This is a genomic window from Synechococcus sp. SYN20, assembly GCF_014279555.1.
Taxonomy (GTDB): domain Bacteria; phylum Cyanobacteriota; class Cyanobacteriia; order PCC-6307; family Cyanobiaceae; genus Synechococcus_C.
In genome coordinates this window covers 2,617,667-2,637,036 of record NZ_CP047959.1, presented here as the reverse complement: position 1 = coordinate 2,637,036, position 19,370 = coordinate 2,617,667, and the positions used below count along the sequence as shown (strand labels likewise).

General features: G+C 55.7%; 22 protein-coding genes and 1 tRNA gene. 8 read left to right on the top strand and 15 right to left on the bottom strand.

Features of this window, described 5'->3' with window-relative positions; genetic code table 11:
• Window positions 1–3: 3 nt before the first annotated feature.
• From SynSYN20_RS13915 to speE, 6 genes are all read right to left on the bottom strand, one after another.
• Entirely contained in the window at window positions 4–486 is a 483-nt protein-coding gene (locus SynSYN20_RS13915; RefSeq protein WP_186524146.1) for a Dps family protein, read from the bottom strand.
• A 29-nt stretch (window positions 487–515) separates the two neighbouring features.
• Window positions 516–1,646 (bottom strand): RNA polymerase sigma factor, RpoD/SigA family, encoded by a 1,131-nt coding sequence (locus SynSYN20_RS13910; RefSeq protein ID WP_186524145.1) that lies wholly within the window; start codon window positions 1,644–1,646, stop codon window positions 516–518.
• Between the two features lie 93 nt (window positions 1,647–1,739).
• Entirely contained in the window at window positions 1,740–3,575 is a 1,836-nt protein-coding gene (gene aspS / locus SynSYN20_RS13905; protein ID WP_186525688.1) for an aspartate--tRNA ligase, read from the bottom strand.
• 61 nt (window positions 3,576–3,636) lie between these two features.
• Entirely contained in the window at window positions 3,637–4,746 is a 1,110-nt protein-coding gene (gcvT, locus tag SynSYN20_RS13900; RefSeq protein WP_186525686.1) for a glycine cleavage system aminomethyltransferase GcvT, read from the bottom strand.
• A 596-nt stretch (window positions 4,747–5,342) separates the two neighbouring features.
• Window positions 5,343–6,221, bottom strand: a complete 879-nt coding sequence (gene speB / locus SynSYN20_RS13895; RefSeq protein WP_186524144.1) for an agmatinase — start codon at window positions 6,219–6,221, stop codon at window positions 5,343–5,345.
• Entirely contained in the window at window positions 6,218–7,081 is an 864-nt protein-coding gene (gene speE, locus SynSYN20_RS13890; RefSeq protein ID WP_186524143.1) for a polyamine aminopropyltransferase, read from the bottom strand. Before speE ends, speB begins: the two co-directional genes overlap by 4 nt.
• 122 nt (window positions 7,082–7,203) lie before the next feature.
• Here speE and arfB point away from each other — a divergent pair, with 122 nt between their 5' ends.
• Complete coding sequence (gene arfB / locus SynSYN20_RS13885; protein WP_186524142.1) at window positions 7,204–7,638, top strand: alternative ribosome rescue aminoacyl-tRNA hydrolase ArfB; 435 nt, start codon at window positions 7,204–7,206, stop codon at window positions 7,636–7,638.
• Window positions 7,639–7,654: 16 nt separating this feature from the next.
• Here arfB and mazG read toward each other — a convergent pair whose 3' ends face one another.
• Window positions 7,655–8,503 (bottom strand): nucleoside triphosphate pyrophosphohydrolase, encoded by an 849-nt coding sequence (gene mazG, locus SynSYN20_RS13880; RefSeq protein ID WP_186524141.1) that lies wholly within the window; start codon window positions 8,501–8,503, stop codon window positions 7,655–7,657.
• Window positions 8,504–8,536: 33 nt separating this feature from the next.
• On the bottom strand, window positions 8,537–9,049 hold the full coding sequence (locus tag SynSYN20_RS13875; RefSeq protein WP_186524140.1) for a metal-binding protein: 513 nt from the start codon (window positions 9,047–9,049) through the stop codon (window positions 8,537–8,539).
• A 59-nt stretch (window positions 9,050–9,108) separates the two neighbouring features.
• On the opposite strand from SynSYN20_RS13875, the gene SynSYN20_RS13870 reads away from it, so the two are divergent.
• Together SynSYN20_RS13870 and SynSYN20_RS13865 are read left to right on the top strand one after the other, a co-directional pair.
• Window positions 9,109–9,180 (top strand) — tRNA-Val (locus SynSYN20_RS13870).
• 218 nt (window positions 9,181–9,398) lie between these two features.
• Window positions 9,399–9,557, top strand: coding sequence for a hypothetical protein (locus SynSYN20_RS13865; protein ID WP_186524139.1), 159 nt, complete (start codon window positions 9,399–9,401; stop codon window positions 9,555–9,557).
• A gap of 581 nt (window positions 9,558–10,138) precedes the next feature.
• On the opposite strand, the gene SynSYN20_RS13860 is transcribed toward SynSYN20_RS13865, so the two are convergent.
• Complete coding sequence (locus SynSYN20_RS13860; RefSeq protein WP_186524138.1) at window positions 10,139–10,372, bottom strand: chlorophyll a/b-binding protein; 234 nt, start codon at window positions 10,370–10,372, stop codon at window positions 10,139–10,141.
• Between the two features lie 579 nt (window positions 10,373–10,951).
• A complete protein-coding gene (locus SynSYN20_RS13855) occupies window positions 10,952–11,122 on the bottom strand; it encodes a hypothetical protein (RefSeq protein WP_186524137.1) in 171 nt (56 codons plus the stop codon).
• Window positions 11,123–11,429: 307 nt separating this feature from the next.
• Here SynSYN20_RS13855 and SynSYN20_RS13850 point away from each other — a divergent pair, with 307 nt between their 5' ends.
• Window positions 11,430–11,774 (top strand): hypothetical protein, encoded by a 345-nt coding sequence (locus SynSYN20_RS13850; protein WP_186525684.1) that lies wholly within the window; start codon window positions 11,430–11,432, stop codon window positions 11,772–11,774.
• Between the two features lie 320 nt (window positions 11,775–12,094).
• Window positions 12,095–12,298 carry a hypothetical protein gene (locus SynSYN20_RS13845; RefSeq protein WP_186524136.1) on the top strand — a complete coding sequence of 68 codons (204 nt, stop codon included), beginning with the start codon at window positions 12,095–12,097 and terminating at the stop codon, window positions 12,296–12,298.
• Window positions 12,299–12,316: 18 nt separating this feature from the next.
• Here SynSYN20_RS13845 and SynSYN20_RS13840 read toward each other — a convergent pair whose 3' ends face one another.
• Genes SynSYN20_RS13840 through SynSYN20_RS13830 form a run of 3 tightly spaced genes read right to left on the bottom strand, consistent with a single transcriptional unit; the run spans window position 12,317 to window position 13,939 of the window.
• Window positions 12,317–12,715 carry a Fur family transcriptional regulator gene (locus SynSYN20_RS13840; protein WP_186524135.1) on the bottom strand — a complete coding sequence of 133 codons (399 nt, stop codon included), beginning with the start codon at window positions 12,713–12,715 and terminating at the stop codon, window positions 12,317–12,319.
• Window positions 12,716–12,721: 6 nt separating this feature from the next.
• The gene (locus tag SynSYN20_RS13835; RefSeq protein ID WP_186524134.1) at window positions 12,722–13,642 is read right to left on the bottom strand and encodes an oxidoreductase; all 921 of its coding nucleotides are present in this window, start codon (window positions 13,640–13,642) and stop codon (window positions 12,722–12,724) included.
• 39 nt (window positions 13,643–13,681) lie between these two features.
• On the bottom strand, window positions 13,682–13,939 hold the full coding sequence (locus tag SynSYN20_RS13830; protein WP_186517071.1) for a hypothetical protein: 258 nt from the start codon (window positions 13,937–13,939) through the stop codon (window positions 13,682–13,684).
• Between the two features lie 62 nt (window positions 13,940–14,001).
• Between SynSYN20_RS13830 and SynSYN20_RS13825 the strand changes: the two genes are divergently transcribed.
• Together SynSYN20_RS13825 and SynSYN20_RS13820 are read left to right on the top strand one after the other, a co-directional pair.
• Window positions 14,002–14,469, top strand: coding sequence for a protein phosphatase (locus SynSYN20_RS13825; protein WP_186525682.1), 468 nt, complete (start codon window positions 14,002–14,004; stop codon window positions 14,467–14,469).
• Entirely contained in the window at window positions 14,469–15,101 is a 633-nt protein-coding gene (locus SynSYN20_RS13820; RefSeq protein ID WP_186524133.1) for a 2OG-Fe(II) oxygenase, read from the top strand. Before SynSYN20_RS13825 ends, SynSYN20_RS13820 begins: the two co-directional genes overlap by 1 nt.
• Here the strand turns inward: SynSYN20_RS13820 and SynSYN20_RS13815 are convergent.
• Window positions 15,092–15,379, bottom strand: a complete 288-nt coding sequence (locus tag SynSYN20_RS13815) for a hypothetical protein (RefSeq protein ID WP_255476294.1) — start codon at window positions 15,377–15,379, stop codon at window positions 15,092–15,094. The genes SynSYN20_RS13820 and SynSYN20_RS13815 overlap by 10 nt on opposite strands.
• A gap of 91 nt (window positions 15,380–15,470) precedes the next feature.
• On the opposite strand from SynSYN20_RS13815, the gene SynSYN20_RS13810 reads away from it, so the two are divergent.
• Window positions 15,471–18,215, top strand: a complete 2,745-nt coding sequence (locus tag SynSYN20_RS13810; RefSeq protein ID WP_186524131.1) for a valine--tRNA ligase — start codon at window positions 15,471–15,473, stop codon at window positions 18,213–18,215.
• Window positions 18,216–18,225: 10 nt separating this feature from the next.
• Here the strand turns inward: SynSYN20_RS13810 and SynSYN20_RS13805 are convergent, their stop codons facing one another.
• Complete coding sequence (locus SynSYN20_RS13805) at window positions 18,226–19,299, bottom strand: mechanosensitive ion channel family protein (protein WP_186524130.1); 1,074 nt, start codon at window positions 19,297–19,299, stop codon at window positions 18,226–18,228.
• Between the last annotated feature and the right edge of the window lie 71 nt (window positions 19,300–19,370).

Below are 19,370 nucleotides of genomic sequence, written 5' to 3'. Positions count from 1 at the left end.
TGCTTAGTTTTCCAGGAGGCTGCGCAGCATCCAGGCCGTTTTTTCGTGGATCTGAAGCCGCTGGGTGAGCAGGTCAGCCGTCGGTTCGTCGTTGGCCGCCTCTGCCAGGGGAAAGATGCTGCGTGCCGTACGGGCCACGGCCTCATGGCCGGTTACGAGCTCACGCACCATGTCTAGTGCTGCAGGTTGTTGGTCTGCTTCTTGGATTGAGGCCAAACCGGCCAGGGTGGACCCTCCATGGGGAGCCAAAACGCCAAGGGCGCGAATGCGCTCGGCTATCACGTCCAGGGCGTTCCACAGTTCGGTGTATTGATCCATGAACATCAGGTGCAACGTGTTGAACATCGGTCCGGTCACATTCCAGTGAAAGCCGTGGGTTTTGCCATACAACACGTAGGTATCTGCGAGCAGGCGGCTGAGTGCAGCAGCGATCTCTTCCCGTTGTGCGCTGGTGATGCCGATGTCGATGGCGGAGTGACTAGCCATAGTTGATGGGAATGAAACGAGTGGTGGGTTTAAGAGTCCAGGGATTGGATGTAATCGCGGACCTTGCTCCGGCGCTGGGGCTGGCGCAGTTTTAAAAGGGCACGGGTTTCAATTTGACGCACCCGTTCGCGGGAGAGGTTCATGCCTTCGCCGATTTGGGCGAGGGTTCGGGGGGTGTCGTCTGCGAGTCCAAAGCGACAGCGAATCACGGTGGCTTCCCTCGGGGTCAGCTCTTCAAGCAAATGTTCGAGATCGTCGTGGAGTGCATCGCGGGTCAGGGTTTGCTCTGGCGTGGCGTGGTCGTCTTCGAGGAGCTCCCCAAGTTGGGTCTCTTGATCACGGCCTACCTTGGTTTCCAGAGAAACAGACCGTGGAACGCGGGCCAGGGTTTGACGCACCGTGTCTTCGCTGACGCTGAGCTCCCTCGCAAGATCTGACATCGAAGCAGTGCGCCCTTCATTGCTGGCGATCTCTTGCTGCACCCGTTTGATGCGGTTGAGCTTTTCGGTGATGTGGACGGGGAGGCGGATGGTGCGGCTTTGGGTGGCGATCGCCCGTGTGATCCCTTGGCGAATCCACCAGTAGGAGTAGGTGCTGAAGCGAAAGCCACGGGTGGAATCGAATTTTTCGACCGCCCGTTCGAGTCCCAAGGTGCCCTCTTGCACCAGATCCAGCAGTTCCATGCCTCGGTGCTGGTACTTCTTCGCGACGGCCACCACCAAGCGCAAATTGGCCTGGATCATCCGGTCACGAGCTTTTCGACCTTCACGGAGACGCCGCTGCAGGTCGCGGCTCTCGGAGTCAACCAGACCCGCCCAGGTGTCATACCCCTTGCTGATGGCCTGGTTCAGTTCTTGCAAAGGCATCCCGGCGGCCCGTGCCCATTCCTGTCTTGTTGGCCAGTGAGAGAGATGGTTGGCCTCTCTCAACTGCAGTTCCTCAAGGCACAGCAACCGTTCGATCGCCGGATGATCTTCTGCGAGTTGCCGCTCTTCGCGCTTCAGGCGCTCGTATTGCTGCACGAGCCGTGACAACACCACCTCGTCTTCAGCGGTGAGCAGGTCCACCCGACCGATGTCCTGCAGGTAGAGACGCAGCAGGTCATTGCCGCCGCTCCAGCGGATCGGGGTTGATCCCGTTGATGAGGAGCTGGCGGACAAGGGACTGAGAATTCGATGAGATGTCTCAAGGGTCTCGGTTTAAGCCACTTGGTCTGCAGAAACGTTGGTTTCTGTTCGGGTTTCACTCGGCAACTAATCAGTGTTTTCTGTCACGGGATCCACCCAGGTGCTGGCCACATGCAGATCGTCGAGCTGGCGCGCAGAGACGCCTGCGGGTGCAGCAGTCATCAGGCAACGTGCCTGCTGAGTTTTCGGAAATGCGATCGTGTCGCGGATCGAGTCCTCTCCAGCGAGCAGCATCACCATTCGGTCCACGCCAAAAGCCAGCCCGCCATGGGGAGGTGCGCCCATATCGAGCGCATCGACCAAGAATCCGAACTGTTCTTGGGCCTCCTCCGGCGCAAGCCCGATGCTGTTCAGCACCTCACGCTGCAGGGCGGAGTCGTGAATACGCAGGGAGCCGCCGCCTAGTTCCAGACCGTTGAGAACCAGGTCGTAAGCCTGGGCGCGAGCTGTGGGGAGTGTTTTGGCCCACTCCTCAGCCTTATCGCCCAGGTCGGTGGTGTTCGGGGCGCAGAAGGGATGGTGCAGGGCTTCGAGTCGATTTTCGTCCGTGTTGAATTCGAACATCGGGAAATCGACGACCCACAGAAAATTCCACTGGTCGTTGTCCCTGTCGGGCTTTACGAGCCCCATCTCTTTTGCGAGGTACTGGCGCACGCGATCGAGAGCTTTGTTCACTGTTGCGGTGTCTCCAGCACCAAAGAGCAGAAGGGTTCCGGGTTGAGCCCCGGTGCGCTGCAGCAGGGTTTGCTTCTGCTCGTCTGAGAGGTTGTCCTTGATGGCGCCGATGGTGTCGATTTCGCCGCCCTCACGCACCCGGATGAAGGCGAGGCCACCGGCTCCTGCCGCTTGGGCTTCGCTAAACACGTCACCACCGGGTTTGATGCGCACGTTGGATACAGCGTCATTGCCTTCTGCAACCGCAATGCACTTCACGGAGCCGCCGGACTTCACGGCTCCACTGAACACCTTGAAACCCATGTCTTTCACGATGTCGCTCACATTGGTGAGCTCCATGCCGTAACGGGTGTCGGGGCGATCCGTTCCGTAGCGCTCCATCGCCTCGTGCCAGGTCAGGCGTGGGAATGGCAGTGGCAGATCAATTCCCTTGACCGTTTTCCAAATCGCAGCAATCAAACGCTCATTGAGCTCGAGGATTTGCTCCTGGCCCATGAAGCTCATCTCCATGTCCAGTTGCGTGAACTCAGGTTGTCGATCTGCCCGCAGGTCTTCATCGCGGAAGCAGCGAGCCACTTGGTAGTAGCGCTCAATGCCGCCCACCATCAGCAGCTGTTTAAACAACTGCGGGGACTGGGGAAGTGCGAACCATTCACCACCGCAGACGCGGCTTGGAAGGATGTAATCCCTGGCGCCTTCTGGTGTTGAGCGGGTCAGCACCGGAGTTTCCACTTCGATGAAGCCTTCGTCTTCAAGGAATCGGCGCGCTGTTTGGATCGTTTTGGCACGCAAGCGCAGGTTGTCGCTCATGCGCTTACGGCGCAGATCTAAAAAGCGGTGGCGGAGGCGCAGTTCTTCGCGCGTGTTTTCCTCGTCATGGACAGACACTGGGAACGGAAGCGTGCCTTTCACGCTGTTGAGCACGTGGATGCTGCTCGCTAAAACTTCCACCGCACCGGTGGCAAGGCGGTCATTCAGCGACTCACCAGGACGGGCCCGCACCTTGCCATGGACTTGCAAGACGGTTTCGCTACGCAGGTGTTCGGCGACGGCAAAAGCATCAGCGCCCAGGTCGGGATCCACGGTGATTTGAACCGTGCCGCTGCGGTCGCGCAGGTCGATAAAGATCACTCCGCCATGATCGCGGCGGCGGTCCACCCAGCCGCAGAGCTGAACGGTTTCGTCGATGTGCGTGTCGCGCAGGTCGCCGCATCCGTTGCTGCGCATGGGAGTTTCGCTGGAGAGAGGCGAGTTTCCCACAGCCCGTGCCAAGACGCCTGTGCCCCGACTAAGAACGGCGATAGAAGGGACGCTTCACCACGGTGGCTGGTTGGAGTTGCCCGCGGATCTCCACACTGAGTTCTGTGCCGAGCTTGGCGAGGGCTGGCGGAAGGGAGGCGAGGGCAATGGGCTCTTGGAGAGTGGGGGACCAGCTGCCGCTTGTTACGACGCCCACGGTCGATCCGTTGTGGATGACGGGGTAATCGTGGCGGGCAATGGAACGGCCTTGCAGCTTCAATCCCACGAGACGCTTGGACGGTCCCTGTTCAACCGCTTGCTCAAGGGCTTTCCGTCCGATGAAAGTGGCAGGCATTTCCAGATGCACCAGCCACCCCAAGCCGGCTTCAAAAGGGGTGGTGGCAGCGTTCATGTCTTGGCCGTAGAGATGCATGGCTGCCTCCAGACGCAGGGTGTCGCGAGCGCCGAGGCCGCAGGGTGTCACACCCTCCTCGATCAATTGCTGCCAAAGCTTGCGTCCGTCGTCTGGCTTAAGCAGTAACTCCACCCCATCTTCTCCGGTGTAGCCCGTGCGTGCTGTGAAGACTGGAGCTGTGAGCCCTTGAATGTTGAGACTGCAGTGGCCAAAGCGCGGCAGTTCGCTGAGATCGCTGCCACTTAATCGCTCCAGGAGGCCGATTGACTTTGGCCCTTGGAGAGCGAGCAAAACGCCGTCCTTCTTTTCGTCGAGGACCTGCAGATCAGTGCCTTCAAGATGTTGGCGAATCCAGGCGGTGTCGGTCTCTGCGCAAGCTGCATTGATGACAACTAGCAAGGTTTCGTGGCTTGCGTCCAGCAACGATGGCCCGAGGTCGTAAATGATTAAGTCATCAATGATTCCGCCTTGTTCATTTAGCAAGACCGAATAGCAGGCTTGGCCAGGACCGATTCGGTGTAGATCACTTGGAACAAGATGTTGCAAAGCATCTTTGGGATTGGCACCTTCAATGCGAAGAACCCCCATGTGGGAGATATCAAACATGCCGCTTTCGCTGCGTACGGCCTTGTGTTCAGCCATGAGCCCTGAAAACTGAACGGGCATTTCCCATCCAGCGAAAGACACCATTCGACCTCCGGCCGCGATGCAGAGGTCATGGAGCGGTGTGAAGTTCTGGTCCATGACCGAGGCGCTAGCGCTCAAATCCTATGAACCAATTTCGCATTCATTGGAATTAATCCTGGAATTGGAAGCAAAGCAGCAGATTGCGGCGGTTTTGTGGTCCGCTTTGGCAAGCGTCCTTAGTCTGATCTCACGTTTACGTAGGTGAGATGTGACTCAGTCAAGTTGCCAATCCTGCGTGCATTGCACACCCCCTGCAGCAACAGGTTCTGGGTGGTGTCGCTTACGACGACTTTCCGTACATTCGGAGTTGGCAAACCAGGTGTTCTGTCATCACTGGACGAGTCGTCCACCATCTCTTCCTGAGTTCAATCTTCAGGAGCCCTTATTGATTCCCTTGGATCGTCAGTTGGATTTGTGTGATTCGATGCAAACGTCTGATCAGGATTCCGAATTAACAGTCCGGCTCTGAGGATTAACTGGTTGGTTTGCAGCTCTTTGAGAATTTTTGAAATTTAGATTTAGAGATTAATAAATCCTTTTTTTGGTTCGCTTTTTTCATACTTTTTAGGCTGTTGCAGATTGCTGCATTGATTGTGAAGGCGAGGAGGATGTTCAGGTACGCCTTGACTCCTGAGCTTTTGAAACGTGACCGACTAAGCCATCAATAGCAGCAGGCTGCGGGTGACTTTGGCGGCCAAGACGCTACTGATCCCACTCGGATCGAGTTGGGGAGCGAGTTCCACCACGTCTGCGCCCATGAGGCGGTGATGTCGTAGCTCGTTGATCACAGCTGCAAAATCGTTCCAAACAAATCCACCTGGTTCGGGGGTCCCTGTCCCTGGCATCACAGCAGGGTCAAACCAGTCGAGGTCCACCGTGAGGTAGATCGGCCGTCCCCTGAGCTCGCTCATGCGATTCGGAATGTCTTGCACTGAAATCAGGCGTCCGCTGCTCTGGAGCTCTTTGAATTCATCACGGGTGCCGCTGCGGATCGCAAGCTGCATGAGTTGCTGGCTGGGAAGCACCTCCAAACAGCGGCGCATGGCACAGGCGTGGCTGTGACGGGCCCCAAGCCACTCATGCCGTAAGTCGGCATGGGCATCGAGTTGCACCAGTACGAGATCGGGGTGCTGTTTCGCCACAGCTGCAACCGCACCAGCACTGATGGAATGCTCACCGCCAAGCATCAGCGGTTTCATGCCTGCAGCAAGCACGGTGCTGGTGGCATGGCACACGGCATCCACAACGGGCTCCGGATCGCCGTAGGGAATCTCAACAGCTCCAATGTCGGCGTAAGCGAGGTCTTCGAGGTCTCGATCCAGCTGGGGGCAGTAGGTCTCAAGACCTGTGCTCACCTCACGAATTGCGGCTGGGCCAAATCGAGTGCCAGGGCGGAATGAGGTGGTTCCGTCATAGGGAACGCCAAATAAGGCCACTCGGCATCCGCTTGGATTGCGCCGTGCCCCCATGAAAATGGCACCCTCATCGTCAAACAGGCTCTGATCAATCGTTTGGGTTGTTGGATTGGTCATGGATTGAGTTCCCGTTCAATGAAGGCTGGAATGGTGTTGAAGGCTCCTTGCTGCCAGCGGGGACTCCAGATCGCACAGCCTTCGGCCACGGCTGCGGTGCGCTCGCTTTGAACAGTGAAGTAGCGGGGCCCATCCTTGGCTGCAAAGGTCCAGCTCCACCAACCACTTGGATACATCGGGACCCAGCCATAGAGAGGATCAGCGTGGCCAAATAGCTCGCGAATGAGCTTCACCATGTCGATGTGCACTTGGCGGAAGGCTTCGGGTGATTCGCTTTGAGTGGCAAACACCCCCCCCGGCTTGAGGATGCGGCAACAGTTGCTGAAGAAGGCTCGGTTGAACAGGCCTTCGGCGGGCCCTGTGGGATCGGATCCATCCACTAAAACAACGTCGTAAGAGGCGTCTTCGGCTTCAGCGGCCCAGGCGATTCCATCACCTACATGCAGGTGAAAGCGGGGGTCGTTCCAGCACCCGCCACCGATTGAAGGCAGGTGTTCTTGGCTGAGATCCACAACCCGGCCGTCGATCTCCACCAGGTCGAGGTGCATTACCCCTGGGTGGCGCAGGCATTCGCGGGCGGTTCCGCCATCACCGCCGCCGATCACCAGCACGCGCTCGATGGCCTCAGCTGTGCAGAGCGCAGGATGCACTAAGGATTCGTGGTAGTGGCGTTCCTGGTGCTCAGCGGTCATCCAGCAGCCGTCTAGCAGGAGTCCCTTCCCGTAGCGCTGGCTATCGATCACGGTGATGCGCTGAAACGGGCTGGTTTCGTCCACCAGCACTCGGCCTTCCAGGCCATAACGCACGCCGTTGTGGTGTTCATCGATCCAGTTGCCACTGGTTTCAGGTGCAGTGGTCATGGCGGGGCGCTGGACGTTCGCTCCATCCAGCTAAAACCAGCACCGGTTGGATGGCGTGATGCCAAGGTCAGGTGTGTCAATCGCTCGTTCAGCGATGGATGCACTGAAGGAGTGCTGGATCGATGCCCCAGGATCTCACCGTGAATGCTCGCCTGGTGATCCCCTCGAGGGAGCTTCAATGGCGATTTTCCCGCGCCTCAGGTCCTGGAGGGCAGGGGGTGAACACCACGGATTCTCGGGTTGAGCTGGTGTTTGATCTGGCGAATTCGGCGGTGCTGGGCCCCTTTCGCCGACAACGGCTTATGGAGGTGCTGGCATCGCGATTAGCGGATGGCTGCGTGCGTGTGGTGTCTGCAGAGGAGCGCTCTCAGTGGCAAAACCGCCAGCGAGCGATGGCTCGATTGGCTGATTTATTGCGAGAAGGCTTGAAGCCACCGCCTCCACAGCGCCGGGCCACGCGTCCAGGACGTGGTGCCGTGAAGCGACGCCTAGAGGCCAAGGGGCGTCGCAGTCAGATCAAAAAAAATCGTCAACAGCGTCCGTCATTGGACGATTGATCTCTTGGCGGCATGCTCACGAATCGGGATGGTTGTTGCGAGCTACGGGGCTGGAGGCTTGTTCGGCGCGGATTGCCAGTTTTGCTTGCTGCCAAATCGTCTCCAGTTCCTTGATGCTGCGGTCTTGGAGGTCTCCCCCCAGAGCAGCTTCCACGCGAGAGAAGCGATCGAGAAAGCGCTGGTTGGTGCCTGCTAGGCCTTCTTCCGGCTGGATCTCACACCAGCGAGCCACATTCACAAGCGTGAACAGCAGGTCGCCGAGCTCTTCTTGGGCGTGCTTTGGATTACCGGAGGACACCGCTTCTTTCAGTTCATCAAGCTCCTCTTGCACTTTGTCCCAAACCCCTTGCATGTCATCCCACTCAAACCCTGCTTTGGCGGCTTTACGCGAGATGGTCATGGCTCCAGCCAGAGCTGGTTGTCCGCGAACTTTTCTGGTGAGTTGATCACTCAACGGGCTGGTTGAGTTGGAGGGACTTTCGCCCCGCTCGGCTTGTTCTGCGGCTTTGATGGCGTCCCAATTCGCGGAGACGGTTTCGCTGTCATGGGCCTCTGCAGTGCCAAAAACATGTGGATGGCGGCGAATCAACTTCTCAGTGATTCCACGAGCAATCGCCTCGAGATCGAAGCGCTGTTGTTCTTGAGCGAGTTGGGCGTGCAGTACCACTTGCAGAAGCAGATCGCCGAGCTCCTCCTTGAGGTGCCGATCATCGCCATGGCGGATCGCGTCCACGACTTCGTGGGCTTCTTCCAAGACGTAGGGCACCAAGGTTTGATGCGTTTGCTTGAGGTCCCAAGGGCAACCGTGTTTGGGGTCGCGCAATTGCGCGACTACCTCAACCAGATCGTGCATGGCGTCGCTCATGGGGGCAGATCGCGGAGTCTTTGTTGCCCTGAGTCAACGACGGCGTCTTCGCTTGCGAAGCCACTGGAGTTTGATCGGCAGTCTTGGCATGGGGTCACCGTCCTGAATCAGATGCAGCCAAGCGCTCGCTTCAAGGCCAATCAGCACGACCAGAACGGAGTTTGATGATTCGTTCCATGTGTGTTGGAGCCAGCTCCCCCATTGCTCTGGCGTGGGGGTGCCCCAACGGCTGCCTAGCCAACTCAGGGCTGCCACAAAAAAGCTGAGATAGATGATCCGAATGGCCGTTCCAAGAAATGGGCTGTGCGAGAACATCGAGCGGTGACGGATCAAGCGTTGGTAGGGCCACCACAGCCAGCGCAGGACACCCCAACGTTGATAGGGCCTGGAATTGATATCGAGATCAGGTGAAAGAAACAGTCCGCCGAACAAAAAGGACAGTCCACTGCAGATGGCACCGCTGATCCCTAGCCATGGCCAGCAAATGGCCCCATAGATCAAAGCCAGCACACAGGTGGCTCGGTCGTGCTCCCGGCCGGAAGCCATGCTTGTTGAAGCACCGTGTTGGACATAGCCTGACATCTTCAGGCAGAATCCCTGTTCAAGGGCGATTAGCTCAGCGGTAGAGCGCCTGCCTTACAAGCAGGATGTCCCTGGTTCGAAACCTGGATCGCCCATTTCAGCTCACCCTCAAAAGCCCAGTAGCTATCGGCTATTTGACGTCTCATTGATGGGTGACGCTCGTTTTTAGATTGCATGCGATTGCCCCTCGGCATCGAGAGGGAATGAAGACTGACGTCGCTGCATGCTTTGAACTGGATTGGCTTTGAGTAGAAATGACTACCAACTGAATCTTGATAGTTCTTTACATTCGTTTGGAGCTACCCGCTTTGCCATGAGTTTGCCTCTCCATTTTCAATTCGAAAAGCTCCAGCTTCAGGGGGCTATCCAGCAAGCCAGTGATCTGAATGAGCTGAAGGAAGTCGCTGGCCAACTCTTGGATCTTTACTTCATGCAAAAGGCCGCCACAGCACGCGTCATTTCAGAAAAATAACGAGTTATCCAATGTCATCAGATCACTCACCTGAAATCGTAGCCACTGTTCACTTGAGCCAAGAGGCGTTGCGATTAGCGTATAAAACTACATGTGACGCGCTTCGTAATTGGCCTGGAGGTGATCCTCTGGAGCAACAGTTTTTGGCTGAAAGTAAAGATCAGCTCTTTAGATGTTTGCTGGAGCAGTCGTTTGAGCTAGAAGCTGGATGAGCTTCGCCTTATTGAAGTGTGGGCGCTCAGGAAATGTCTTTAATTATGTCTGTTTGATGAACCTGCTTTGACGACGTTGATGCATGAATTGCCATTTTTTTAAATACTTAGCGACCTCTGTATTCATTCGTGGCCTTGCGATTGTTGATAGTTTCAACTTTCTGTGCCGCAACAGAGTCCAGAAAAAGACCCATGAAGTGGATGGTCAGGGTGTTGACGTCCTTCAGCGTAATAGAGCTTTTCCATCAGGAGATTTGGGGCCTTCATCCCTACGTTTGCTTGGGCTGGAGTTGCCATCAGGATGATTGCTGCAATAGCGGAGAAAAGTTTCATGAATTTCACCAATGAATTTGATATGGGTTGATGTCGTCAAAGACCAATGGCGCGTAGTAAGCCTTCTCCAGTCGTTAATTCTGTAGCTAATGCGGCAACGAATCCAAGCATCGCTAATCGTCCATTGAGCTTCTCTGCCCGCTCATGGAAGCCCCAGCCAGCATCTGCTGATGCGTATTCCATGCGTGGCTCTTTGGCGTAAACATTGCCATGACCTTCGCCATCTTTAATAACGAGGCCTGTTGGTGTGCGGAGTGTTGTTGCAGTCATAGCTGTCTCCGATTGGGACCTGATTGGTCTAGATCTGCCTCCCTAAACCTGGAAGGGTGGTAGCCGTCAGCGAAGGTTCGGTTTCAGGACCTGCCTGCATGGCCGTAGCGAGAGTAATGGGAGCTTTTTTCTCTGGTTGCCAACGTCTTAAGAGGACTAGTACTTGAGAATGATGGATGCCTTTTGACTAGGGTGAAAGGCTTGATATTGTGCTATCTGCGGACATTTTCAATTAACGAAACGGGGTTTCTGCGATGATTAATTCTTTGGATTCTTCATTCACGAATACTGATTTTTAATTGGAAGTTTGTAAAACAGCTGTGATGCTGTGTGGTCTACGACGTAGTTCTTCGTTGAACTCCATTGCTAAATTTTGTGCTTCCATGGCGTCTGAAGCGTACACACTATCTTCGTAGCTACAGCCGGATGAGTCGCGATATCGGATTGCATAGCGCTTGAAGGTCTGCTGGGTGGACATAAAATTTCTGCTGAACTGTTGTTAAATCTGAATAAAATGTGTCGGGCCTCCGATGAAGGCGGCAGGACACGTTGCAATGCTGGATTCGTGATGTGCCGTGATCAACCGGCGACAGCCGAGATGCTGTAAGGAGCCTCTGGAAAACTGGTTGGCATTGGGTCAAGCTTGCCTTGAGCTAATGCTTTAGCGCGTTGATACATCTGACTTGATGTTGCGCCTGATGCTTCCATGGCTTTAGCAACCACATCCCAATTACGAATTTCAGTAGACATTTGAGATCGATTTTGAACTCAATAACTATCGCTAGTTGATCGATCGGTGCGTGACAGTGAAATCCCCCCATTGGCCGAACACGCGTTTTGGCTGAGCTTTCGGTATGTACCAGATATTAATTTTGATCTTGTTCGAGCGTCCATAAGCTCTGTTTGTATCGCTTTGAAGGTCAGGACCTCGCTTGCAGGCCTGATTTGGCTTCCAGGGCACTGGGGCACGGCTCGCCAAAGCGGTCATGAGTGATTGCAACGATTCGCTGAAATCCAACTCGGTCAGTGCCATGGTTGAACATTAAGGTTGAAATTGATGCTGAAAGTTGAACATGTGGCGATTGCATGCTTTGCCGCATTGCAATCGCTCTCTTTTGCAGGTTTGCCTGTAAGTGCGGCACAAAATTGTGGCCCTAACCGGCACTGGGTTCAGACCGGAGCGGGTTACGGCTCTGGATATTGCAAGCCTAAGAAGAGGCGGGATCATCAAGTCTGTGCGATCGGCTATCACTATGAAGGTCGTGGTGTTTGTAAACGTAATGGAGATTGGTGGCAGGGGCGTAGGCCTATTAATTGGGGGCCTCGCTATGAACCTCAGAAGCCAGAAGGTGGTGTCACATTTCAAGGACCAAATGGTGGCAATATTAAAGTGAGATGGTGAGATCTGCCACGAGTCTGGACTCGTTGCTTTAACGATTCCCAAGCCCCGTGTTGAGCGGGGCTTTTTTATTGCTGTAACCTGAAATACTCATTAGCTTTGGTTGAGGATGTGGATCAGGATGCCGCTCAAATATCTATTGGTTCTAAGTATCCTGATTAATAAGGTCGTCATATTTGGCTCCTGCAATCAGTACTCCTAGCTCTGCTTAGCTACGTGGCAAGTAAGTGCTCTGTGCAGTCTGCAACGAAACGATTTGCACTTGCTCGCTCCTTTTGTTGGCTGGAATGGTCATGATATGCCAGCCCCTTTTTGCTGCATCCATGTCGAAAGCCCGCGACCTGATTAATGCCCACCTTTATCCTGCGTTGGCAACATTTTCTGTGGTTTACTTTGCGATCCAGATTGCTCCGATCGCAAATCAGGCTCGCTATTTCGACCATTGCGTGGATGAAGTGATTAAGGAAGCGAAGGGTAGTTTTGCCGAGAAACGAGCCTTCGCTGTCAACTTATGCAGTGGCAGTTGATCATTGTTTCTAGAAGCGCTAAGGGTGATTGTGTTGGCACTCAGCACAAATCCCGAAGAACTCCAAAGTGTGGAACAACATCTTGAATTCAGACTGCTCTTCGGTTGAGATTGAGAGTCCGTGGATCGGACAGTGATCTAACGCTTTGGTTCTTCCACAGTCCACACATGTGAGGTGATGGCGGTCCTGCTCAATCGGGGCATAGAGGGCCTCGCCCGTGGGTAAATGCCGGCAGCGCACAAGACCCTGCTGCTGTAGCTGCCTGAGGTTTCTGTACACCGTGGCGAGTCCCATGGCGCTCGATCCGTTTTCTAAGAGCCGATGAAGCTGTTGCCCACTCATTTCGTCGCCGCAGCTACGCAAGGCGTCGAGAAGGCGTTGCTGTCGCTGTCGGCTTGCTGTCGGCTTGGTCGTCATGGTGATTCAGACCTTGATTGTCTTGGATTGGATCATGTCTTCGCTGGTCGTCCAAAGACGCTCGCGTTGTTCGAGGTCTCTGGCTGGACGGGCCACAGGCTGACGTGTTGGCATTCCACGCATCGATGCAAAGCCACCTGGACCGAAGTGCTCTCCACCTTTCACGCTGCTTGCTGTTGCTGCATGGAGTTGGGGGAGTGCACCCATCGCTGCACTCTGAAATAAAGGATCCATGAGTCGGTAGGCCAGAGACTCTTGCCAGGCTCCGGTTGCGGCGACGGAGACCGGTTGAAGGTTGGTGCGGGCCAGGCCTGGATGGGCGGCGAGAGAGATCACGGTGCTGTCTTGCTGCTGAAGTCGCCGATTGAGCTCGACTGCAAACATCACATTGGCCAATTTGCTTTGGCTATAGGCGCTCCATCGGTCATAGCGCTGCTCGCCTTGCAGATCTGACCACGCCATTTTGCCGAAATATTGCGCTCCAGAGGTCACCGTGACCACCCGAGCATCTTGGCGGCCTTCCATCAGGGGAAGAAGCTGTTGGGTGAGTGCCATGTGCCCGAGATGGTTCACGGCAAACTGCATTTCGAAGCCTTGGACGCTCAACCGTCTGGGAGGTGCCATCAGGCCAGCGTTGTTCATCAACAGGTCCAGGCGGCCATAACGCTCTTTGACAACGTTGGCGCAGCGCTCAACATTGTTGAGATCGGATAAATCAAGATCCAGCAGGTCAACGCCCGCTGTGCCTTGACCCAGCAAGTCACGTCGTGCCTCTTCACTTTTGCGTTGGCTGCGGCAAGCCATGAGCACGGTTGCGCCTTTTTCTAAAAGCGCACGACTGGTTTCCAAACCCAGGCCGCTGTTGGCCCCAGTGACGAGGGCCACGCGTCCCGTTTGGTCTGGGATGTCCTTCAGGGTCCAGCCCATGGAGCAGACGTCAGAGAAGACCCAGTCTCGCTGTTGGAATTAGTCTTCGGGGAAGAGCAATTCCGCTAATTCGTCGGCGTCAACGTCGTAGACACGGGCTAGAGACGTTTCGATTGCACTGGTGACTTCGCCAGGAAGGAATCTCATGGCGTTGAGAGCATCCTCGGCGATCTCGTCTGTCAGGAGGAGGTCATCGCCTTCGAGCTTCTCGTCATTGATGACGGCCATCACCCAGCTCTGATAGGCGTACACCAGATCCGAGAACTCGAGTTCGGGATCGTTGAGATCCAGGGTCATGGCCAGAGTCGATCGTTAGCACCACCATTTTGACCTCCGGCAGGGAAGATGTCTTGAAGACGATGGTTGATATGAGCCTTCCGGATCCTGATCAGCTGCAAGGAACCCTTGTGGACTTTGCGCTTTTGGAGCTGATTCGACAGCACCGGCTCAGTTTTCAGCCGCTTTGGACGGTTGATGGCTGGGCGAAATTGATGATTTGGCTTGCCTTGAATTGCGGCCTTTCAGGGGATACCAACAGCCTTGCGCATTTCGCGAGGTCTCTGGGGGAGCCGATCACGATGCGGATGCGTCGCACATTTTTTGAACGAGAGTTGGGGGATCTTGAACTCCATGTCTTGGCGGATCCAGCTGATGCTCAAGTGCTGTTGCTGTCTCAAGCCCCGCAAGATCCCTCGGTGCTGGCACCGGAACGTCTAACCCGTGCCTTAGAGAGAGCTGATTTGCTCGAGCTCGTAACAGCTGACCAAAGTCAGTGGCAAGCCCTTGATGGCGTTGTTGCGATCCCTTGGAAACGTCCTGAATCCTGATGTCTAAAGACCTGATCGCCCGGTATCGCAACGCTGGTTTCGAAGCGGTGGCGGATGGTGCCATGGCCTTTTTTGATCGCCGCACGGATCTGCAGCGGGCTGGGGTGGCCTTTGGGCCTGGCGATGCTGAGGAACCAGCCAAGGTCTCAACGGATATCAGCTTGGTTGCGATTGATCGCAGTGACCCAGATGCTTTTGGATTGTCGGAGGTGATCTTGCGCGGCGTTGCTGCTGGATTAGTGCGTTACGTGCAGGAAAGACCTCTGTTCCGTTCGGTTTGCCCTGAACAAGAGTTGTTTGTCATGCCGATCTTTAACTTGCAGCGGTACGCGCCTGGAGAAGGGTTTAAGCAGTGGCATTGCGATTGGACCATCAGCGATGAAGCGACTGAGCCCGTGCATCGGGTGTTGGCTTGGATTCTTTATTGCGACACCGTGGAAGAGGCAGGCACGGAGTTCCATTGGCAGAACCATCACGAACCCGCCGAACGCGGCAAATTAGTGATCTTCCCAGCGGGTCCATCTCACATTCACCGCGGCAGGGTGAATCCAGAGCTGAGTAAGACGATTGCGACGGGTTGGATTAATGCGGGCGCTCAGCAGGATTACATCAAGCGGCTTGCTCAGTCCTGAACACTCCAGTTGTTCATCGCCCAGAGCAATTCACCGGCATCCCAGCTGCAAAGGTCGAAATTGTGGACTGCGGTTGTATCGGGTGCATCGAGCAGGCGTTGGGCGTAATGCTTCACGAGTGCAGCAGGGGCGATCTCAACCCCTGCCTGGGCGGCCACTTCGCTCACGGCAGCCGCTGTGGTGGCCATCCGCAAGCCCCTCTTGAGCTCATCGTTCTGGGCCACAGTTTCAAGCATCTGCTGGATGGCAGTGCTGAGATCGTTGGAAGTGGAGCCCATGGATCCTTGGCATTGATGCTGGTTGATCATCGCTGTCAAGCCGCCTGAAAACGTCTTTTGCGACCATGAATGGCGTGTATGGGTTCTCCCCGTGTCGGATCTGGCCAAGACCTATGACCCGGTTGGTACGGAAGCCAGATGGCAGAAGGCCTGGGAGGACGAGGGAGCCTTTCATCCGGATCCTGCGGCTGAGGGCGAACCGTTTGCAGTGGTCATCCCGCCGCCCAACGTCACCGGCAGCCTGCACATGGGGCATGCTTTTAATACGGCTCTGATCGATACGATCGTGCGCTATCAACGGTTGGCGGGCAAAAATGTGCTTTGTTTGCCGGGCACGGATCACGCTTCGATCGCAGTGCAGACGATCCTTGAGAAGCAGCTGAAGGAGGAGGGCAAGACGCGCCATGACCTTGGCCGTGAGGCCTTCTTGGAGCGGGCCTGGCAGTGGAAAGCAGAAAGTGGAGGGCGCATCGTTGACCAGTTGCGCCGGTTGGGGTATTCCGTCGACTGGAAGCGACAACGCTTCACGTTGGATGAAGGTCTTAGCGAGGCGGTGAAAGAGGCCTTCGTTCGTCTCCATGAGCAGGGCTTGATCTACCGCGGTGAATACCTGGTGAATTGGTGTCCTGCTTCAGGTTCCGCGGTGAGTGACCTGGAGGTGGAGATGAAGGAGGTGGATGGCCATCTCTGGCATTTCCGCTATCCGCTCAGCAGTGGTGAGGGCCATCTCGAGGTGGCCACCACCCGTCCAGAAACCATGCTCGGCGACACGGCGGTGGCGGTGAACCCCAGCGATGAGCGCTATGCCCATTTGGTTGGTCAGACCCTTGATCTTCCTTTTACGGGCCGTCAAATTCCGATCGTTGCCGACGATCACGTGGAGAAGGAGTTCGGCACTGGCTGCGTCAAGGTCACACCGGCCCATGACCCTAATGACTTCGCGATTGGGCAGCGTCACGGGCTGGCTCAGATCACGGTGATGCGTAAGAACGGCACGATGAATGCCGAAGCTGGCCGCTTCGAAGGCATGGATCGCTTTGAGGCGCGTCAGGCTGTTGTGGCAGCCCTCGATGAGGAGGGTTTGTTGGTCAAGGTGGAGGACTACCGGCACAGCGTTCCCCACTCCGATCGGGGCAAGGTGCCTGTGGAGCCCCTGCTCTCCACCCAGTGGTTTGTGAATACCGAGCCTCTGGCGGCTCGCTGTCGAGACGCATTGGCCAAACAGGATCCCCGCTTCATCCCTGAGCGCTGGGAAAAGGTCTACCGCGACTGGCTTACGGATATTCGCGACTGGTGCATCAGCCGCCAGCTCTGGTGGGGCCATCGCATCCCTGCCTGGTTTGTGATTAGTGAAACCGGCGGTAGGTACACCGACACCACGCCCTATGTGGTGGCTCGGAACGAAGCCGATGCTCTGGCCCAAGCCAAAGAAAAGTTTGGCGCTGAGGCCCGCATTGAGCAGGACGAAGACGTGCTCGACACCTGGTTCTCCAGTGGGCTGTGGCCGTTTTCAACCCTGGGTTGGCCCGATGAGAATGCGGCTGATTTTCAGCGTTGGTACCCCACCAGCACCTTGATCACGGGCTTCGACATCATCTTTTTCTGGGTGGCCCGGATGACGATGATGGCCGGTGCCTTCACCGGTGAGATGCCGTTTAAGGACGTTTATATCCACGGTCTGGTGCGGGACGAGCAGAACCGCAAGATGAGCAAAAGCGCCGGCAACGGGATCGATCCTCTGTTGTTGATTGAGCGCTATGGCACCGATGCCCTGAGGTTCGCTCTCGTGCGCGAGGTGGCCGGCGCGGGCCAAGACATTCGCCTTGACTACGACCGTAAGAAGGACACATCTGCCACGGTTGAGGCCTCTCGCAACTTCGCGAACAAGCTCTGGAATGCCACCCGGTTCGCCCTGATGAATCTGGGTGGGGCCACACCAGCAGAGCTCGGCGAGCCAGATCCTTCGGCGTTGCAGCTCGCCGACCGTTGGATTTTGTCGCGCTTGGCGCGTGTGAACCGGGAAACCGCAGCGCGATACAGCAGTTACGCCCTTGGTGAAGCTGCAAAAGGCTTGTATGAATTCGCTTGGAACGACGTTTGTGACTGGTACTTAGAACTGAGCAAGCGTCGTTTGAATCCAGGCGAGGAGCCCAGCGCTGCAGCGTTGGCGGATCAGCTCACCGCTAAGCAGGTGCTTGCCAAGGTGATCAGCCAAATGCATTTGATGTTGCATCCGTTGATGCCCCACCTCACCGAAGAGCTGTGGCACAGCGTGACTGCTCAGCCTGAAATCACGTTATTAGCGCTTCAGCCTTGGCCGGCTGTGGACGAGGTTGCTTTGGATGATGGCTTGGAAGCGTCTTTTTCCGAGTTGATTGCTGCGATCCGAGTGGTGCGTAACTTGCGCGCGGTGGCGGGCTTAAAGCCATCCCAATCGGTGCCCGTGCGTTTCGTGACGGGCCGCTCTGAGCTTATGGCCGTGTTGGAAAAAGGGACGGCTGACATCACTGCGCTCACCCGAGCGGAATCGGTGGAGTTGATGACGCAGGCTCAGGCCGATGCTGCTCCTGTTGCGAAAGCACTCGCTGGCATCAGCGGTGAGTTGCAGGTGTTGCTGCCCATCGAGGGTCTGGTGGATCTGGAAGCGCTTCAGGGTCGTCTTGAAAAAGACATCGCCAAAGCAGAGAAGGAGATCAAGGGGCTAGCAGGACGCCTCAGCAATCCCAACTTCGCCGATAAGGCTCCGCCCGAGGTGGTGGCTGAATGCAAGGCAAAGCTTGCTGAAGCGGAGGCTCAGGCTGACCTGGCACGCAGACGGTTGGCGGATCTGGGTTGAAGCGTGAGTATCAGTTGGAGGGGAATAGTTGCTCTGGTTTTAAATTGGGCGCGGGATAGAGAGTTGTGCAATTGAAGGCGAAATCGGCATTATTGTTCTTCACGATTTTTGCAATCCCCAGAAAAACTTCCTGCTGAATGTCTAGGTAATCCTGCCAATTTGTGGTTTTAGTGAAACAGTAAACCTGAAGATTGAGGGATGAGCTTTCCCAAGCATTGAAGTGCACAAGAATGATCTGATTCGTGTCAATGGCGTTGTGGTTTTTGAGGAGTTCGCGCACTTGCTTGGTAATCGTATCCATCGCCGGGATATCTTCATATCGCAAGCCAATATTGGCCAGGATCCGGCGGTTATACATCTGTCCAGGATTGATGATGCTATTGGTGGCAAAGACTGCGTTGGGGATATACATTGGTCGGCGCTCAAAGGTGCGTAGGCGTGTGTGATACCAGCCGATGTTTTCAACGGTTCCTTCCATTCCGTCCGTACTGATCCAATCTCCCTCCTTAAAGGGACGGTTGAAGAACAGCATGAAACCTGAAAAAAAGTTTTGGGAGATATTTTGCGTTCCGAAGGCTAGGCCGACGCCTGCACCACCTGCCAGAGCAGCGAGGGCAGTGGCTGGAATGCCGAAGGTGAGCATCAAGGCGCCAGAGCCAATCACCAGGATCAAGATGGTGTAGATCCGGCCGATAAAACTGATGGCCATCGACCGATCTTTCGGGTCGTCCATCTGGAGCCAGCGCTCAAAACGCCTGGTCTCCATCACGGCATGGCCTAATCGGCTCAGCGCCCACATGACGGCGAGGATTGTGATGGTGGCTGAGAGTTTTATGGCATTGCTGCCATCAAGCCATTCCACATTGTTGGCGATTTGACGACCCAGCCAGCCCAAATACAGAGAGGAGCTGAGTCCTAGCAGCAATGGCTTACGGATTGCTCTCGCGATCATTCCTCCAAGATGTTGCCCTCTCCGCTCCATCAGCCCAAGGACAAGCCAGAGCAGGATGAGGACCACAGTTCCAATCAAGACTCCAGTGTTGGAGTGGATCAAATTCACGTCTTGAATGATCTCTTCTTTCATTGAGCCATCGTGGTGACTTGCTTCATGCAGTCTGCCTTCTCAGCTGCTTAGGTTCAGTCCAAATGCAGCTG

Coding starts and splice junctions, on each gene's coding strand:
- SynSYN20_RS13915 (WP_186524146.1), bottom strand. CDS start 486: ATGGCTAGTCACTCCGCCATCGACATCGGCATCACCAGCGCACAACGG.
- aspS (WP_186525688.1), bottom strand. CDS start 3,575: ATGCGCAGCAACGGATGCGGCGACCTGCGCGACACGCACATCGACGAA.
- gcvT (WP_186525686.1), bottom strand. CDS start 4,746: ATGGACCAGAACTTCACACCGCTCCATGACCTCTGCATCGCGGCCGGA.
- speB (WP_186524144.1), bottom strand. CDS start 6,221: ATGACCAATCCAACAACCCAAACGATTGATCAGAGCCTGTTTGACGAT.
- speE (WP_186524143.1), bottom strand. CDS start 7,081: ATGACCACTGCACCTGAAACCAGTGGCAACTGGATCGATGAACACCAC.
- arfB (WP_186524142.1), top strand. CDS start 7,204: ATGCCCCAGGATCTCACCGTGAATGCTCGCCTGGTGATCCCCTCGAGG.
- mazG (WP_186524141.1), bottom strand. CDS start 8,503: ATGAGCGACGCCATGCACGATCTGGTTGAGGTAGTCGCGCAATTGCGC.
- SynSYN20_RS13875 (WP_186524140.1), bottom strand. CDS start 9,049: ATGGCTTCCGGCCGGGAGCACGACCGAGCCACCTGTGTGCTGGCTTTG.
- SynSYN20_RS13865 (WP_186524139.1), top strand. CDS start 9,399: ATGAGTTTGCCTCTCCATTTTCAATTCGAAAAGCTCCAGCTTCAGGGG.
- SynSYN20_RS13860 (WP_186524138.1), bottom strand. CDS start 10,372: ATGACTGCAACAACACTCCGCACACCAACAGGCCTCGTTATTAAAGAT.
- SynSYN20_RS13855 (WP_186524137.1), bottom strand. CDS start 11,122: ATGTCTACTGAAATTCGTAATTGGGATGTGGTTGCTAAAGCCATGGAA.
- SynSYN20_RS13850 (WP_186525684.1), top strand. CDS start 11,430: ATGCTGAAAGTTGAACATGTGGCGATTGCATGCTTTGCCGCATTGCAA.
- SynSYN20_RS13845 (WP_186524136.1), top strand. CDS start 12,095: ATGTCGAAAGCCCGCGACCTGATTAATGCCCACCTTTATCCTGCGTTG.
- SynSYN20_RS13840 (WP_186524135.1), bottom strand. CDS start 12,715: ATGACGACCAAGCCGACAGCAAGCCGACAGCGACAGCAACGCCTTCTC.
- SynSYN20_RS13835 (WP_186524134.1), bottom strand. CDS start 13,642: ATGGGCTGGACCCTGAAGGACATCCCAGACCAAACGGGACGCGTGGCC.
- SynSYN20_RS13830 (WP_186517071.1), bottom strand. CDS start 13,939: ATGACCCTGGATCTCAACGATCCCGAACTCGAGTTCTCGGATCTGGTG.
- SynSYN20_RS13825 (WP_186525682.1), top strand. CDS start 14,002: ATGGTTGATATGAGCCTTCCGGATCCTGATCAGCTGCAAGGAACCCTT.
- SynSYN20_RS13820 (WP_186524133.1), top strand. CDS start 14,469: ATGTCTAAAGACCTGATCGCCCGGTATCGCAACGCTGGTTTCGAAGCG.
- SynSYN20_RS13815 (WP_255476294.1), bottom strand. CDS start 15,379: ATGGGCTCCACTTCCAACGATCTCAGCACTGCCATCCAGCAGATGCTT.
- SynSYN20_RS13805 (WP_186524130.1), bottom strand. CDS start 19,299: ATGAAAGAAGAGATCATTCAAGACGTGAATTTGATCCACTCCAACACT.